This is a genomic window from Paraburkholderia sp. RL17-347-BIC-D (assembly GCF_046027915.1).
Lineage (GTDB): Bacteria > Pseudomonadota > Gammaproteobacteria > Burkholderiales > Burkholderiaceae > Paraburkholderia.
In genome coordinates this window covers 227,249-243,091 of record NZ_JARESS010000003.1, presented here as the reverse complement: position 1 = coordinate 243,091, position 15,843 = coordinate 227,249, and the positions used below count along the sequence as shown (strand labels likewise).

Annotated in this window: 15 protein-coding genes; 9 read left to right on the top strand and 6 right to left on the bottom strand. The window is 61.9% G+C overall.

Annotation, left to right across the window (positions count from 1 at the left end):
• Positions 1 to 109: 109 nt before the first annotated feature.
• The gene (locus tag P0D96_RS06585; RefSeq protein WP_006050811.1) at positions 110 to 388 is read right to left on the bottom strand and encodes an HU family DNA-binding protein; all 279 of its coding nucleotides are present in this window, start codon (positions 386 to 388) and stop codon (positions 110 to 112) included.
• 493 nt (positions 389 to 881) lie between these two features.
• Between P0D96_RS06585 and mnmC the strand changes: the two genes are divergently transcribed.
• The 7 genes from mnmC (at position 882) to P0D96_RS06550 (ending at position 10,099) form a co-directional block, all read left to right on the top strand.
• Complete coding sequence (gene mnmC / locus P0D96_RS06580; protein ID WP_408312518.1) at positions 882 to 2,852, top strand: bifunctional tRNA (5-methylaminomethyl-2-thiouridine)(34)-methyltransferase MnmC2/FAD-dependent 5-carboxymethylaminomethyl-2-thiouridine(34) oxidoreductase MnmC1; 1,971 nt, start codon at positions 882 to 884, stop codon at positions 2,850 to 2,852.
• 842 nt (positions 2,853 to 3,694) lie between these two features.
• Entirely contained in the window at positions 3,695 to 4,900 is a 1,206-nt protein-coding gene (locus tag P0D96_RS06575) for a cation:proton antiporter (protein ID WP_132376505.1), read from the top strand.
• Positions 4,901 to 5,027: 127 nt separating this feature from the next.
• Positions 5,028 to 6,143, top strand: a complete 1,116-nt coding sequence (locus tag P0D96_RS06570) for a YbdK family carboxylate-amine ligase (protein WP_132376506.1) — start codon at positions 5,028 to 5,030, stop codon at positions 6,141 to 6,143.
• A gap of 538 nt (positions 6,144 to 6,681) precedes the next feature.
• Positions 6,682 to 7,320 (top strand): MarR family winged helix-turn-helix transcriptional regulator, encoded by a 639-nt coding sequence (locus tag P0D96_RS06565; RefSeq protein WP_132376507.1) that lies wholly within the window; start codon positions 6,682 to 6,684, stop codon positions 7,318 to 7,320.
• A gap of 126 nt (positions 7,321 to 7,446) precedes the next feature.
• Positions 7,447 to 8,160 (top strand): glutamine amidotransferase, encoded by a 714-nt coding sequence (locus tag P0D96_RS06560; RefSeq protein WP_132376508.1) that lies wholly within the window; start codon positions 7,447 to 7,449, stop codon positions 8,158 to 8,160.
• Positions 8,161 to 8,242: 82 nt separating this feature from the next.
• Positions 8,243 to 9,355 carry an NADH:flavin oxidoreductase/NADH oxidase gene (locus tag P0D96_RS06555; RefSeq protein WP_408176342.1) on the top strand — a complete coding sequence of 371 codons (1,113 nt, stop codon included), beginning with the start codon at positions 8,243 to 8,245 and terminating at the stop codon, positions 9,353 to 9,355.
• Positions 9,356 to 9,574: 219 nt separating this feature from the next.
• A complete protein-coding gene (locus P0D96_RS06550) occupies positions 9,575 to 10,099 on the top strand; it encodes an SET domain-containing protein (RefSeq protein ID WP_408176343.1) in 525 nt (174 codons plus the stop codon).
• Positions 10,100 to 10,163: 64 nt separating this feature from the next.
• Here the strand turns inward: P0D96_RS06550 and P0D96_RS06545 are convergent, their stop codons facing one another.
• Together P0D96_RS06545 and P0D96_RS06540 are read right to left on the bottom strand one after the other, a co-directional pair.
• A complete protein-coding gene (locus P0D96_RS06545; protein ID WP_408176344.1) occupies positions 10,164 to 11,666 on the bottom strand; it encodes an ATP-binding protein in 1,503 nt (500 codons plus the stop codon).
• A 134-nt stretch (positions 11,667 to 11,800) separates the two neighbouring features.
• Positions 11,801 to 12,487 (bottom strand): response regulator, encoded by a 687-nt coding sequence (locus tag P0D96_RS06540; RefSeq protein ID WP_013590077.1) that lies wholly within the window; start codon positions 12,485 to 12,487, stop codon positions 11,801 to 11,803.
• Positions 12,488 to 12,726: 239 nt separating this feature from the next.
• On the opposite strand from P0D96_RS06540, the gene P0D96_RS06535 reads away from it, so the two are divergent.
• Positions 12,727 to 12,951 carry a DUF3717 domain-containing protein gene (locus P0D96_RS06535; RefSeq protein WP_132376512.1) on the top strand — a complete coding sequence of 75 codons (225 nt, stop codon included), beginning with the start codon at positions 12,727 to 12,729 and terminating at the stop codon, positions 12,949 to 12,951.
• A 103-nt stretch (positions 12,952 to 13,054) separates the two neighbouring features.
• Here P0D96_RS06535 and P0D96_RS06530 read toward each other — a convergent pair whose 3' ends face one another.
• Together P0D96_RS06530 and phhA are read right to left on the bottom strand one after the other, a co-directional pair.
• Complete coding sequence (locus P0D96_RS06530; RefSeq protein ID WP_408176345.1) at positions 13,055 to 13,345, bottom strand: 4a-hydroxytetrahydrobiopterin dehydratase; 291 nt, start codon at positions 13,343 to 13,345, stop codon at positions 13,055 to 13,057.
• A 104-nt stretch (positions 13,346 to 13,449) separates the two neighbouring features.
• A complete protein-coding gene (gene phhA / locus P0D96_RS06525) occupies positions 13,450 to 14,340 on the bottom strand; it encodes a phenylalanine 4-monooxygenase (RefSeq protein WP_408176347.1) in 891 nt (296 codons plus the stop codon).
• A gap of 147 nt (positions 14,341 to 14,487) precedes the next feature.
• Between phhA and P0D96_RS06520 the strand changes: the two genes are divergently transcribed.
• A complete protein-coding gene (locus P0D96_RS06520) occupies positions 14,488 to 14,979 on the top strand; it encodes an Lrp/AsnC family transcriptional regulator (RefSeq protein WP_132376515.1) in 492 nt (163 codons plus the stop codon).
• Positions 14,980 to 15,046: 67 nt separating this feature from the next.
• Here the strand turns inward: P0D96_RS06520 and P0D96_RS06515 are convergent, their stop codons facing one another.
• Positions 15,047 to 15,583, bottom strand: a complete 537-nt coding sequence (locus P0D96_RS06515; RefSeq protein ID WP_095417868.1) for a class IV adenylate cyclase — start codon at positions 15,581 to 15,583, stop codon at positions 15,047 to 15,049.
• Positions 15,584 to 15,843: the final 260 nt, after the last annotated feature.

Below are 15,843 nucleotides of genomic sequence, written 5' to 3'. Positions count from 1 at the left end.
CCGCTCGGCGAAATCGAGCCGCGACGCCCGTTGCGGCCATCCTCTGCACAATGCCCAGGCGAAAAAAAACCCGCCGTTGGCGGGTGTCAACTGCCTGGCAGTAGTCTGCTTAGCGCTTGTTGACTGCGTCTTTGAACGCCTTACCAGCCGTGAACTTGACGGTCTTGGCGGCCGGAATCTTGATAGTTTCGCCGGTCTTGGGGTTACGACCCGTACGCGCTGCGCGCTTGCCCGAACCGAAGCTGCCGAAGCCGATCAACTGGACCGCATCACCCTTCGACACAGACTTCTTGATCACTTCAAGCAACGTGTCCAGCGTTTCACCGGTTTGAGCCTTGCTGGCGCCCGTCTGTCCTGCGACGGCGTCGATCAGTTCCTGTTTGTTCATTAAGGTTCCTTTCTGAGTTTAGGTTGACACGAACAGCGCGAACGCGCCGATTATACGTGCGCGGGCCGCGCCGTCGAGCAGCGCCGGCTCCGGATCCCCTCCGGACCAATGGCGCCGCACAGATGACTGTCCGGCGGCCGTGCTGCCGCTCCCTTCGCGACGCTTGCTATGATAGCGCAGCGCAAACCCAATCAGGATAAGGGTTTCGAAGAATTACGCGGTTCCGGGGTCGATATCGCAAGGAAACCGCAAATTTTGCGCTCCACGACCCCCAACCGAGGGCTGAAACCCAGTATGGACGGGGCCTGACGTTGGTTTTTGCCAACGCTCGGCGCGTCTTTTTTGCCCTCCGGCGAGCTGCGCGCGCGGGCGGTAACGTTCGACCCGCGTGTGAGACGACGCCGGGCTGCTCCAAGTTTCCTCACCCCTCGGGGGCTCCGGCGCGAAGCGACGGGTTCTGGGGGCATTTTCCGAGCGTCATTTTCCGTCGCGCATGACCGATCCGCTGATCCCCGCCGTCCTCGCTTTTCGCGACAACGGCACGCCTTTTTCGCCGCTTTACGACGACATCTATCACAGCGCCGTAGGCGGTCTCGAACAGGCTCATTACGTTTTCCTGCGCGGCAATTCGCTGCCCGACCGGTGGCAGGGCCGCCGCGTGTTCACGGTGCTGGAAACAGGCTTCGGCATGGGCATCAACTTTCTGATGACCTGGGCCGCATGGCGCGCAGATTCGTCGCGTTGCGAGCGGCTGCATTTCGTGTCGACTGAGAAGCATCCCTTTACCGTCGCCGATTTACGCAAGGTGGTCGCGGCGACGATTTCCGATCCGGAGATTGCCGGCCTCGCGGAAGCCCTCGCGAACGCCTGGCCGATGCTCGTTCCCGGCACGCATCGGCTTGAATTCGATGAAGGGCGCGTCGTGCTCACGCTGGTGTTCGGCGACGCGCAGGAGAGCTTGCCGGCCCTGAGGCTGCGCGCCGATGCGTTTTACCTCGACGGCTTCGCGCCGGCCAAGAATCCCGAGCTCTGGACGCCGGCGATCTTCAAGGCGCTCGCGCGGCTGGCAGGCGAGGGTGCCACGTTCGCCACCTACAGCAGCGCCGGCGACATCAAACGCGCGCTGACGCAATGCGGCTTCGAATACCGCAAGGTGGACGGCTTTGGCTGGAAGCGGGCGATGCTGGTCGGCCACTTCGCGCCGCGCTGGCGCGTGCGACGTCATGAACCGCCCGCGCCGCTCGCGGTCGATGAACGACATGCGGTAGTGATCGGCGCGGGGCTTGCGGGCTGCGCGGTGATTGAACGGCTTGCCGCGCGCGGCTGGCGCGTCACGTCGCTGGAGCGGCACGCTTCGGTGGCGCAGGACGCATCCGGCAATCCGGCGGGCGTGTTCCATCCCATGATTTCGCGCGACGACAGCGTCGCGTCGCGCGTCACGCGTGCCGGCTTTCTGTATACGCTCAGGCGTTGGGCCGCGCTCGAGCGGCTCGGTCGCACGCCGTTGCGCGGCGGCCAAGGCTTGCTGCAGATCGCCGCGGACGACGATGAAGCCCGCTCGATCAGCGAAGCGATCTCCACATTCGGCTATCCGTCCGACTACGTGACGCCAGTCTCGCCGGACGAAGCTCAGCGGCTCGTCGGCATGCCGCTCGCGCGCGGCGGATGGTTCTTTCCGCACGGCGGCTGGATCGACCCGGCGTCGCTGTGCGCTGCGCAGTGTGCCGCGGCGGGTCATCTACTCGAGCGCCGCTTCGGTGTGGACGTCGCACGGATCGAACGGTCCGACGGTCAATGGACCGTGTTCGACAACTCGGGCGAGGCCATCGCTCAAGCTCCGGTGGTGATCGTCGCCAGCGCTCACGATGCCGCGCGCATCGCCGGTTTGCGGCATGCGCCGACTCGCAGCATTCGCGGCCAACTTACTTTACTGCCGGCCGGCACGGTGCAGCCACCGCTTCAGATGCCGGTGATCGGCGAAGGCTACGCGGTGCCGCTCGCAGACGGCGTCACGTTAACCGGCGCCACCTACGAGCTCGACGACCCCGACACATTGCTGCGCGCGGCCGGCCATCTGGATAACCTGGAGCGCGTCGCGCAGATGCTGCCGGCATTTGCTGGCGTCGTCGCTCGGGCTCAGTCGGCGGCGTTGACGGGGCGTGTCGCGTTCCGCTGCGTCACCAGCGATCGCATGCCGATGATCGGCCAACTCGCCGACGAAGCGCAGGCAACGCACGATGCCCAGCGCCTGCGTGGCGCATGGCCGCTCGACCTGCCGCGCACGGACGGCCTGTACGGCGCTTTCGCGTACGGTTCGCGCGGGCTCGTATGGGCGGCGCTCGGCGCGGAACTGATCGCCTCGCAACTGGAAGGCGAACCGTGGCCACTCGAACGGGATCTGGCTGAAGACATCGACCCGGCGCGCTTCCTGTTGCGCGCACTGCGCCAGGGGACAGTGGGTTAACTCCGGACTCCAACCAGCATGCTCGCCGGATAAGTTATCCACTGAGAGTTGTGGATAACCACGCCGTTTACCGGTGCAACTGGTGTGGAACCGTTGTGGACGTAAACGGGGTAACTTTGCCGCTGCCCAAAAGCGCAAAAAGTTACCCTTGTATACGCGCCGCTCCCGCACATGCTGTGCATCCTGTTATGCCGTCGGCAAACCGATGATTCATTTCGGTAAACAGGAGTTATCCACAGAAACCGAGGCACCTTGTTAACTATTACTACGTATACATACGGTAAACCTGTAAACAGCAAGACCGTGGCTGGACGAGAGCCCGTCGGCGGATCTCGAGCGCTCCAAAACCCGTGCAGAACATCCGGGGCGATGTCCCGAAAAGCACATCTGCCGCGTTCAAACTAGCCTTAGCACGGCCGGATTCGCAGCCAAAACGGTCGGTTTTTCCTCATGTCGGCGAGATACCGTACGTTTTTACCGTTTTGCCAGCATGTTCGCGCCTTTTCGGTCGAGGCTGAAAAAGCTATGGCACAATCGCCGTTCTTTTCCGCGTCGTGCCTTGTCTCTACAGCGGCACACGCAGCAAACGGAACGGTGCCGCTCAATCAGAATCTGATTCAAAGTCGACGGCGTTCTTTCACCGTGCCGGTTGCTACGGCCGCACCCCGAATGCGCCAGCTTCCTTGCTGTTGCCGCGCATTCAGATCATCCGATCGTTGAAAACTCGCAACGCTGGCCACGCGAAGCGATCGCGACAGTGAGCGCGTCATGTGCCCACTCGCTCGCCGGTGTTTGCGCCGGTTCGTGTCGTCTGCCGTTGCTGCAAAGGAGAACCCATCACGATGAATTCGGCGTTTTCATTTTTTCCAGCCTGGCCGCTTTCACCCGACGCCATTTTTTGGGCTGGTCTCGCATTGCTCGCCGCCGGTCTGTGCGGTGAGCTTTGCTATCGCGCGTGGCGTTTACCGCGCATTTCCGGGTATGCGGTCATTGGTCTGATTGCCGGCGCGGCCGGTTCGGGCGTGATCGATGCGGATTCCGCGAGCGCCGCGCGGCCGCTGCTCGATGTCGCGCTCGGGTTGCTGTTGTTCGAACTCGGGAGCCGGCTCGACTTGCGCTGGATCCGTCGCAATCCCTGGCTGATTCTGTCGAGCGTCGCCGAAGCTACGCTGACATTCGCGCTCGTATTGCCGGTTTTGCTGTTCCTGAACGTGCCGCTGATGGTGGCAACGGTGCTCGCCGCGATCGCCATGGCGACATCGCCGGCCATGGTGATTCAGCTGAAAACAGAATTGCGTGCGGAAGGCCAGGTCACCCAGCGGTTGTTGACCTTGACCGCGCTGAACAGCATGTATGCTGTGGTGATCGAAAAGCTCGTGTCGAGCTGGCTGCATCAGGAAATTTACGGCAACGTATTTGCGACCATCCTGCAACCGCTCTATCTGCTGGTCGGCTCGCTCGTGCTCGCGTATCTGCTCGCGCGCACCTGCACGTTCTTCTATCGACGTTTGAACATGCAGGACGAGCACTCGTTCGTCGCGCTGTTCGGTCTTGTGCTGCTGGCCATTGCGGTCGCACATCTGTTCAAGCTGTCGACCATTCTTGCGTTGCTGGCCGCCGGCATCATTGTGAAGAATCATGAGGCGCGTCCGCAGTTGTGGCCGGAGCATTTCGGCACGGCCGGCTGGTTGCTGACGGTGATTTTGTTCGTGCTGACGCTGACTTCGTTTGAATGGAAAGACATCGCACTTGGCGGCGTCGCGGCGCTGGGTCTGATTGTTGCGCGCCTGGTGGCTAAGCTGGTCGGCGTGCTGGCGTTCGCCAAGCCGAGCGGCTTGAACTGGAAGCAGGGGATGGCGCTCGGTCTGTCGTTATCGCCGATGTCGGCGCTTGCGTATCTGTTGGTCGACGACACCTACAACCTGTATCCGAACTTCGATCCGCAACTGCGAGCTATCGTGATGTGTTCCATTTTCGTGCTGCAGATTCTCGGGCCGTGGCTCGTCTATCGCAGCCTGGCGCTGGTGGCTGAACGGCGTGAAGTGTAAGCGCAAGTCAATGAGCGCGCTGCGCTACTCAAGGCGCGATGTTTGACACGCTTTATCCAACTTATATTCGATTCAAAAACGGCCGGGTATGTGACTCACACCTGGCCGACCTGACTCAGGGGACGCCATGTCACTCGAACCCTTCATCGATTCGAAACCGTTTACATTCGGTGTCGAACTCGAGATGCAGATCGTCAATACGCACGACTATGATCTGACCAAAGCTGGCTCGGATCTGATGCGCCTCATCAAGGACGAAAAGATCCCCGGCAACATCACGCCGGAAATCACCGAAAGCATGATCGAGTTGTCGACGGGCATCTGCACGACGCATGAGCAGGCCGTCACCGACTTGCGCAAGATTCGCGACACGCTGGTGTCCGCGGCCGACCGTCTGAACGTCGGCTTGTGCGGCGGCGGCACGCATGCGTTCCAGCAATGGAGCGAGCGGCAGATCGTCGATACGCCACGTTTTCAGTACATCTCCGAGTTGTACGGCTATCTTGCCAAGCAATTCACCGTGTTCGGCCAGCACGTGCACATCGGCTGCCCGGATCCGAACAGCGCGCTCTATCTGCTGCATTCGTTGTCACGCTTCATTCCGCATTTCATCGCGTTGTCCGCATCGTCGCCGTTCGTGCAGGGTGTCGATACCGGTTTTCATTCGGCACGACTGAATTCCGTGTTCGCGTTCCCGCTGTCGGGCCGCGCGCCGTTCGTGCTGACGTGGGACAGCTTCGAGGAGTATTTCTCGAAGATGGTCCACACCGGCGTCGTCAACAGCATGAAAGATTTCTACTGGGACATCCGGCCGAAGCCGGGTTTCGGCACGATCGAAGTTCGTGTGATGGATACGCCGTTGTCGGTCGATCGCGCGGCGGCGATTGCCTGCTATATCCAGACGCTTGCCCGGCATCTGCTGCTCGACAAACCGATCACGCCGCAGGAAGACGATTACCTCGTCTACACGTTCAATCGTTTCGAAGCGTGCCGCTTTGGTCTTGCCGGCACCTGCATCAATCCGCAGACGGGTGAGCGCAAGACGATTTCCGAAGACATCCTCGAAACGCTGGATCTGATCGCTCCGCACGCCGAAGCGTTGGGTTCGGGTAATGCGCTTGCTGAAATCGGCGCGATCGCTCGCGGTCAGGTCAATGATGCAACCTGGTTACGCGGTGTGGTCGAACGGGAAAAGTCTCTGCATGAAGCTGTCCGGCAACAGTGTTTGCAGTGGCGGGCGTAGGCAAAGACAGGATTGCTTACGTCAAATCGTAAGGAAACCCGCCTCGAGCGGGTTTTTTTCAGTAAATTAATTTTCCAGCTCGGCGTGCCTTTGGTTTTTATAGAGTTAACGTATACAAACGTAGTAGTAGTTAACAAGCATTGCATCTGCCTGTGGACAACTGAATAATTCCCTGCAAAGTCAATGCGCTGCGTAAACCATAACTGAACTGATCGAGGGCGCATCGGCGCCGGTATACGAGGACAACTTTGGGACGGGTAGACCGGGCCTGGGTGCTTATCAAGAATCAGCGCACAAGCTATCCCTAAGTTTTCCCATGGTTATCCACAGCTTGTGTTGGATAACTTAGCTGTACGATTCGCCGCTCTCGCATAGAATGTCGTTTTCGCTGCTTTGCCTTGCAAGGCGGTAAATTTTTGAGATAGTAGAAAACCGTCTTGTCGCAGTTGGGCGAGGCTACCCCACACAGGCTACGGGCGCAGTCGGCAAGCAGTTCGCCGGCATCGTACGAAAGCTGTAAATAAACCAATCGAAGATTATGAGCGAAGGCGTATACGGAGAACAGGCGACCGGGCGGGTGACCCACAGCCTATTGCGATTGAGCACGGCAATGCGGAGCCAGGCTTGGGAATGGGCGGAGGGCGCTGGCCTGACACCAACTCAAGGCGAAATTCTGGTCTTGCTGATGCAGCGCAAAGGCCCGATGCGTCTCGGCGAAATTGCCCGTGAAACGGCGCTCACCGCCGCGACGACCAGTGATGCAGTCAGCACGCTCGAAACCAAAGGGCTGGTCGAAAAGCGCCGTGCCCTCGACGACGGCCGCGCCCTCGCGGTCCGCCTGACGGCGCGTGGCCGTACGGCGGCGAAGCGCGCCGCGCAATGGCCGGACTTCCTGGCCAAGGCGGTCGGCACGCTGCGTGACGACGAGCAGGCGGTGTTCTATCGCACGCTGCTCAAGACCGTGCATCAGCTGGAAGCGCAGGGCACGATTCCGCCGCACCGCATGTGCCTGAGCTGCACGCACTTCGAGCCGAGCAAGAACCCGAAGAAGACGCCGCATCATTGCGCGTTGCTCGATCTGAATATGTCGGATACGGATCTGCGCCTCGATTGCTCGGTGTACGAGACGGCCGACGTCGCCACCCAGAAGAAGACCTGGAAGATCTTCGCCCAATAAGGCGGCTTCTTCCGGGACAATCCGCTACACTGCCAAGCCGGCTTCGGCAGGCGGCCTATGCCGCCTGTCAGCCGACTGTGCCGCGTGGCGGCAAGTCTTTAGTCAACCTGAAGGTGGGGCAGGCCGATGAATCGCGAAGTTCTGGCCATTCGCCACGTGCACTTCGAGGATCTGGGCAGTCTCGAGCTGGTGCTCGGCGAGCGCGGGCGCCCGGTCCGTTATCTCGATGTCGGCTTTGCCCGCATCGAGGCGCCGAACCCGGTCGCCGCATCGCTGATGGTGGTGCTCGGCGGCCCGATCAGCGCAACCGACGACGCGCTTTACCCGACGCTCGTGCCGCTGCTGTCCATGATCGAGAAACGCATCGCGGCCGGTTTGCCGACGCTCGGCATCTGCCTCGGCGCTCAATTGATCGCGCGTGCCCTTGGCGCTCGCGTCTATCCCGCAGGCCATACCGAACTCGGCTGGACACCGCTGACGCTGACCGACGCCGGCCGCGCGTCACCGGTGCGTCATCTGGATGGCGCGCAGACCTCCATGCTGCATTGGCACGGCGACACCTTCGATCTTCCCGACAATGCAACGCGTCTTGCGTCGACGCCGGCCTGCGAAAACCAGGCGTTCGCCTGGGGCAATCATGTTCTGGGTCTGCAGTGTCATCCGGAGATTCGTACCGATCGCTTCGAGCCATGGCTGATTGGCAACGCCGGTGAGCTGGTCGGCCACGGCATCGACGCGCGCCAGTTGCGGGCCGAGACCGCGAAGTTCGGTCCCGCGCTCGAAGCCGCCGCGTGCCGCATGTTTGGCGAGTGGCTCGACCAGGTCGAGGCGAAACCCTGAAATCCTGAAAGTCCGCGGGCCAGCACTAAATCACTTGCGGTGCTATGCTCGATCGCTCTCGGGTTTCTACTGGGCGTAATCCATGAGCGCGCTTTTTTCTCCGCTCACGCTGCGTAGCGTGACGCTTCCCAATCGTATCGTCGTGTCCCCGATGTGCCAGTATTCCGCCGACCGTGGCGAGGCAACGGCGTGGCACATGATCCATCTCGGCAGCATGGCGTTATCCGGTGCCGGCATGCTCTGTATCGAGGCGACCTCGGTCGAGCCGGACGGCCGCATCACACCCGGCGATCTCGGTTTGTGGGACGACGTCACCGAAGCCGCGCTCGTGCCGGTGCTGGCCGCGATCCGCAAGCATTCGCACATCAAGGTCACGATGCAGTTGTCGCACGCCGGGCGCAAGGCGTCGAGCCACGCGCCGTGGGAAGGCGGCCAGCTGATTCCGGTATCGCAAGGTGGATGGCTGCCGCACGCGCCGTCCGCGTTGCCGCACAAGGCCGGCGAAGAGCCGCCGCTGGCGCTCGACACGCCTGGGCTGAACCGCATCCGCGAAGCCTTCGCCGCCTCGGCGCGCCGTGCCGCGCGGCTCGGCGTCGACGCACTGGAAGTCCACGCGGCGCACGGCTATCTGCTGCATCAGTTCCTCTCGCCGATCGCCAATCAGCGCGACGACGACTACGGCGGTTCGCTTGAAAACCGCATGCGCTTTCCGCTTGAAATCTTCGATATCGTGCGCGCTGCATTTCCCGCCGACAAGCCGGTCGGCGTGCGCGTCTCCGCAACCGACTGGGTCGAAGGCGGCTGGACGCTCGAGGACACGATCGCGTTCGCGCAGGAACTGAAAAAGCGCGGCTGCGACTGGATCGACGTATCGTCCGGCGGCGTCTCGCCGTTGCAGAGGATTCCGCTTGAACCGGGTTATCAGATTCCCTTTGCCAAGGCGGTCAAGGAAGCCACCGACCTCACGACCATCGGCGTAGGCTTGATCACCGACCCGTTGCATGCCGAACAACTGATCGAAGACGGCGACGCCGATCTGATCGCCCTGGCGCGCGCGTTACTGTACAACCCGCGTTGGCCGTGGCACGCCGCGGCACAACTCGGCGCGACGGTCGAAGCGCCACCGCAGTACTGGCGTTCGCAACCACGCGAGCAAAAGGCACTGTTCGGCGACATTTCGTTCGGACAACGGTGAAGTTGGCGACCCGTCATACGTGCGCGTCTTTTTGACGGTTGAACGAAGCCGTCTTCAGCGTGTAGGATGCCGGTTGTGGCGCGCGAGCGTCGCAAGTCCGACGCGGCGCTCGCAAGGCGCCGCGTTTGCTATCCGCGTCAGAAAAAAGCAGCGCGTCAGACGCGGGCATTTCTGACGGCTGCCGAACTTCACCCCCAGTTCTTCACAAGGATTCATTCAATGAGTTCACGCAGGATCGCCGTGCGCCGTTCGGGTGTGCACGGCAAAGGCGTGTTTGCCCTCGAACCGATTGCGGCCGGCGAGCGCCTAATCGAATACAAGGGCGAGCGGATCTCTTGGAAAGAAGCGTTGCGCCGTCATCCGCACAATCCGGCCGAACCGAATCACACGTTCTATTTCGCACTCGATAGCGGCAAGGTCATTGACGGTAAAGTGAACGGCAATAGCGCGCGCTGGATCAATCATTCCTGCGCGCCGAACTGCGAAGCCGAAGAAATCGACGGTCACGTGTACGTGCATGCGTTGCGCGATATCGCTGAAGGCGAGGAAGTCTTTTACGACTACGGCCTCGTGATCGACGCGCGTCAGACCAAGAAGCTCAAGAAGGAATATGAATGCCGTTGCGGCGCGCGTAAGTGCCGCGGCACGATGCTGGCGCCGCCCGAGAAGGAGAAGGGCGACGGCAAGTCCGAGAAGTCGGCCAAGAAGGCCAAAACGTCGGCGAAGAAAGCGAAGAAGAAATGACATCCGGACTGCCTGAGTCGATCATCTGTGTGATCGCCAGGCAGCCCGTCGAGCATCTGAACCGTTAGCTATCCACCGGCGCCGAGTGCGCCGATTTTTTTGCCGGCCGCCGTGGTTCGGGTTCCACGATGCTCTGCACGCTGATCGGCACGAGCGGAATGCGCACGATGAAACGTGCGCCGCCTTCCGGTGCGTCCTCGTAATGCACGCTGCCGTGATGCAGCACCATGATGTCGTGGACGATCGCGAGGCCGAGACCGGCGCCGCCATCCACGCCGGCGTCGCTCTGACCGTCCCCGCGGAAGAACCGTTTGAAGAGATCGGCTTGCTGGTTGCGCGGCACGCCCGGCCCGTTGTCTTCGACGATGATCTCCGCCATGCGCAGTTCGTCGATTACCGTTTGCGACACCGTCACCGTGATGCGGCCGCCATCGAAACGCGACGGCGGCACGTACTTGAGCGCGTTATCCAGCAGATTGGCGATCACTTCGTGCAGCAGCACGGGATTGCCGCGCGCCATCAACGGATGGCCGTTGCTGGGGTCGTCCAGACGCTGGAAGCCGAGGTCGACATGGAACGTCAGCGCACGCGGCACCCATTCGGCGCCCGTATCGAACGCGAGCGCGGCCATGTCCACGTTGACGAAGCGAGCCGCCTGTTCGCCCGGCTCGGCCCGCGCGAGCGAGAGCAGTTGATTCGACAGCCGCACTGCGCGGTCAGCTGCGGCGCGCAGTTCACGCACAGCGGCTAGCGTTTGCTGCGGGTCGCGCGCGATGGCCGCCTGCTCGGCATGCAGCTTGACGGCGGTGAGCGGCGTGCGCAATTGATGCGCGGCGTCGGCGATGAATTTGCGCTGGCCGTCGAGTGCCGTTTTCAGGCGACCGAGTAGCGCGTTCAACGCGCCGGTCAGCGGGCGAATTTCGACCGGCACATAGGTTTCGTCGACCGGTTCCAGCGACGTGTGCGTTTGCCGGTTTAGCGAGTCCGCGAGATCGGTGAGCGGATTGAGCTGCTGATTGACCACCCGCCACACGATCACCCAGCCCGCCAGCAGCAGCAGCAACAGCGGCATCATGATCGCGACCAGAAACTCGGCGGCGATGCGAAACCGGTGATGCACCGGCTGACCGACTTCGACGACGATCGGATTGCCCGTCGGCTGATCGACCCGGACCTGCGCGACCCGCACCGTCACGCCTTGATGCTGCGTTTCGAATACGTACGCGTAATGCATGCGCCGCACGCTCGTGCCTTGCAGCGGGAGATTGTGATCGCCGGCGATTTCCGTTTCGCCGGTGCTGATCCGGTAGACGAGGTGCTCGACCGGGTCCGAGAACATGGCTTGCGCGAGCGGCGGCACCGTGATGCGCGCATTCGGGCCGGCAATCTGGATCTGTTTGGAGATCGCGGTGGCGAGATCGGCGAGCGAACGGTCGACCACGTGCTGCGTGTACTGCCAAGCTAGCCAGTAAGCGATCAGGCCGCTCATGAGCGCGAGCAGCGAAAGGGGAGCAGCGAGGCGCCGCAGCAGCGTGCGGCGCAGACTATTGGCGGCCGGCTGGGGCATGATCGAACGCGCGGGAAAGTAGCAACGGCGCAAGCACCGTGAAATTTCGCCGGATGCCGGCGAAATGCGCACCGAGTGCGCGGCGCCGGCCCGGCGCCGTCAGGCCGCAATGCAACGTGCGGCCTTCACGACGATTATGCGGCCTGACGGATTTCCTGCAACAGATAACCGAAGCCGCGCACCGTGACGATCTCGACACGGCAGTTTTCGAGCTTTTTACGCACCCGGTGCACGTAGACCTCGATCGCGGTGTCGCCGAGATCGCCGCCGAAATGCGTCAGATGGTCTTGCAGCTGCGCCTTGCTGACCACGCGGCCATGACGCAACAGCAGCATTTCGAGCACCGCGAATTCACGCGGCGAGAGTTCGAGCGGCTTGTCGTCGTTGAAAATGCGGCGATCGACGCCCGACAGGCGCACACCGCCCAGCGACACTTCCGGACGCGGCATATCGCCGTGCGGACCACTGCGGCGCATGACCGCGCGGATGCGCGCTTCGAGTTCGGTGGGTTCGAACGGCTTCAGCATGTAGTCGTCGGCGCCGGAATTCAGGCCTTGCACGCGGTCGTTGAGCTCGTCGCGGGCGGTGAGGATGATCACCGGCGTGTGACGATTGCTCTGACGGAAGCGCGAGAGCAGCGTCATGCCGTCGATGCCGGGCAGACCCAGATCGAGGATCACCAGCTCATGGCGATTTTGCGTGAGGGCCTGTTCGGCGAAAATGCCGTCGTGGACCATGTCGACGGTGAAGCCGGCTTGTTCGAGACTGCTTTGGATGCCGCGTGCGATGGGGCGGTCATCTTCGATCAGAAGGAGTCGCATGGATTTCGCTCAAGTACAATGGGTTAGGCGTTTGGGCAAGCGGTTCGCCGGGGCGCCTGCTGCACAGGCAGCGTGCGGCGTGGCCGTACCGAACTGGCACGAAGCGGCCACGAAGCAGGCATCGAGCGGCCTTGAAGCGCCTACCTGGCGCCCCCAGACCTGTCGCATCGCGCCAGTCCCTCGCAGGGGCAAGAAAACCTGGGACGGCCCGGCGTTTTCTTGAGAGCGATCACGAAGTCATGTCCGAGATAAGCATTCACGAACTGGAAGCCGCAATCAACTTCTGGCGCGCCCGCTCACCTTCGAGCGGCGACGAACTCGTTCTGTGCAAGGAGGCAAGCGCGCTCTCCAAGCCGTATGCGCTGATGATTGTACAGCGTCAGCACACGCTATCACCGGATCGTTTGGACACGGTTGCGAGGCTTGCGTGGGATTCTTACGTGCACCTTAAGAATAGCCTGTAGAACTGAAGGTTTGGACAAGGGATTACCTGCAAAGCCCTTTCATTTCCGCAGAAATACTCAAATTACGGCGTTTAAACCCGCTGATCGTACTAGTACGTTTGTATTACGCGGTAATACTATCGATAAACTTAGCCAATTTGATGTCGCGCTCTGTCAAGCCGCCGGCTTCATGCGTGGACAGCGTGATCTCTACCTTGTTGTACACGTTGAACCATTCCGGGTGGTGATCCATTTCCTGCGCCTTGATCGCCACGCGCGTCATGAAGCCGAATGCTTCGTTGAAGTCGGCGAATTTAAACTGGCGCTGAATCGCATCGCGGCCCGCTGTGGCTTGCCAGCCATGCAAGCTGGCGATCTGCGTGGCGCGTTCTTCGGATGTCAGTTTGTGAATCATGGTGCCACCTCATTTGATCTGAACAGGCACGCCGGTGGACGTGCGCATCCGCTATTTTTTCACGGATGCCGTCCGCCCGCAGGCGGCCCCGTCAGCCTTGCTTTTCAGATATCGCCGTCGGCCAGCCAGCCTTCCTGCGAGCCGCGCGTGATCACGCGATCGTGCTCGAGGACGTCGCCGGCCGCGAACGCCGGTTCGGCTGCGAGCCTGGCCAGCAGCGGCGCGAAATCGGTTTGCGCGACGTTGAAGAGCTGCGCGAAGTCGTCGATCACGAAGTAGGTCTTCTGGAACGTGTCGATGCGGTAGCGCGTGCGCATCACGCGTTCGAGGTCGAAGCCGAGGCGGTTCGGTGCCGCGCTTTGCCGGCTGTAGAGTGTTTCGCCCTTGCTCGACACGATGCCCGCGCCATAGATCTTCACGCCGTTCGGACTCGCCGCGTCGCGGATCAGTCCGAACTCCACTGTGTACCAATAGAGGCGCGCGAGCAGCGGCAGGGCGCCGGCGTCATGGGAGGCGAGCGCGGCGCGGCCATATGCATGCATGTAGTCCGCGAATACCGGGTTGATCAGCAGCGGCACGTGACCGAACAGATCGTGAAAACAGTCCGGTTCCTGCAGATAATCGAGCTGATCCGGGCGGCGCATCCACCACGTCACGGGAAAGCGGCGATTCGCTAGATGCTCGAAGAATACCTGGTCCGGCACGAGGCCTGGCACGGCGACAATCTGCCAGCCGGTGGCGGGCGTGAGCTTCGCGTTGATCTCCTCGAACGAAGGCACGCGGTCGGCCGGCATGCCGATGGTTTCGACGCCCGCCAGAAACTCGTCGCACACACGCCCTTTGAGCAGCGCCGTCTGGCGCGCGTAAAGCTGTTGCCATACCGCGTGATCGACCGCGCCGTAGCGTTCGGTCGGTTGATCGATGGTGAAATCGGCGCGGGTTTCGAGGCCGGCGTCGAATTGCTCTTTCAGTTTGGCGGTATTGGCGGTGGACATGATGCTGCGCTCTACGGTGACGGCTGGTATAAATCGGTTATGCAAGTGTAGAGCGGTGTGGGTGCGGAAAGGGCGCAATGATGGCGGTTTGCAGAGCAAATATGCAATAATCGTGCATCAACTGATCATTTAATGCGGGTATTCGACATGTTCGACTTGGATCACTTCGATCTAGCGCTGCTGGACGTGCTTCAGCGCTTCGGCCGGGCGACGCATCAGCAACTGGCCGAGCAAGTGCCGCTGTCACCGTCGCAGATCGGACGGCGTTTGCAGCGTCTGGAGCAGGTGGGCGTGGTGGACGGCTATCGCGTCGTGCTGCGGCCGGAGAAGCTCGGGCTCGGCGTCACCGCGTTCACCAGTTTGAAGTTGAAGCACCACGGCGATTCGATCATCGAGCAATTCCAGCAGCAAATCGACGTGCTGCCTGAAGTGCTGGAGTGTCATGCCGTGGTGGGCGACGCCGACTATCTGTTGCGCATCGTCGCGCCTGATCTCAACTATCTGTCGACGTTCGTGATGAAGAAGCTGATGCGCGTGCCGGGCGTCGATAGCGTGCGCTCGAATATCGTGCTCACCACCTTCAAACGCAATGGTCCGTTGCCGCTGGGCCATCTGTCGCCGGGGACAGCCGCCGCTTGATGCGGCGGCAGTATGGGTACGGCGCCTGGCGAGCTGACTTCGCACTGCGCCCCGTATTGCCTCAGTCTTATGCCGCTTGCTTCGGCTCGCTGTCCGGGCTCAGCAGATCGACATAAGCCACCGCCACCAGATCCGATTCCGGCACGCCGAGCGTGGCGAACATCGCATGCGCTTCGGCGTGGCCGCCTTCTTCGTCGTCGTCCTGAGCGAGCAGCACTTCGAGTTCCACGAAGTCGCCCAGACCGTCGACCCGGTCCAGATGGATCCGCGTCCGCCCGGTCAGATACACATGCCGTTCCTTGGTAACGATGCCGCGCGTCGTCAGCGCGGTGGCGAGCAGCGCGTGCATGGCTTCCGGGTTGGTCACCGGGCTACGCGTGTAATACGACGCCTTCGGACCGTCACGGTCGTCGCGCTGATAGAAGATCAGCTCGGCCGGCGTGCCGTCGTCGAACTGGCGCAGCTTCAGGCGGCCGCGCGGCACGTCGTAGAAAAAGTCCTGCTGGCGGAAGATCAGCGGCGCGTCCGGCGCGAGCTGCGCCGCGCGTTCGCGGAGTTGCTCGAAATGCTGGGCGCGGGCTTTGATTTCAATGTTGCGTGCCATGTCAGGCTCCTGTCGAAGGATGGAGTGGTCGGCGGCTTCCGGTGTTGCCGGGGCGAAGCTGCCGGGAAGGACAAAGTCAAGTGGAACGGAAAAGGATGCGGAGCCGGCGCGTGAGCGCGAACCCTCAATCTAACAAAAACTGCGTGACGGTGTGGTTTCAGATGCCGGGCAGGCGATCGTGTTCCACGATCGGCGCTGGCGACGGTGCACGCGCAAGGAGATCGTCAGGAGGGCCGCACGATTTGATGAGCGTGTCATGA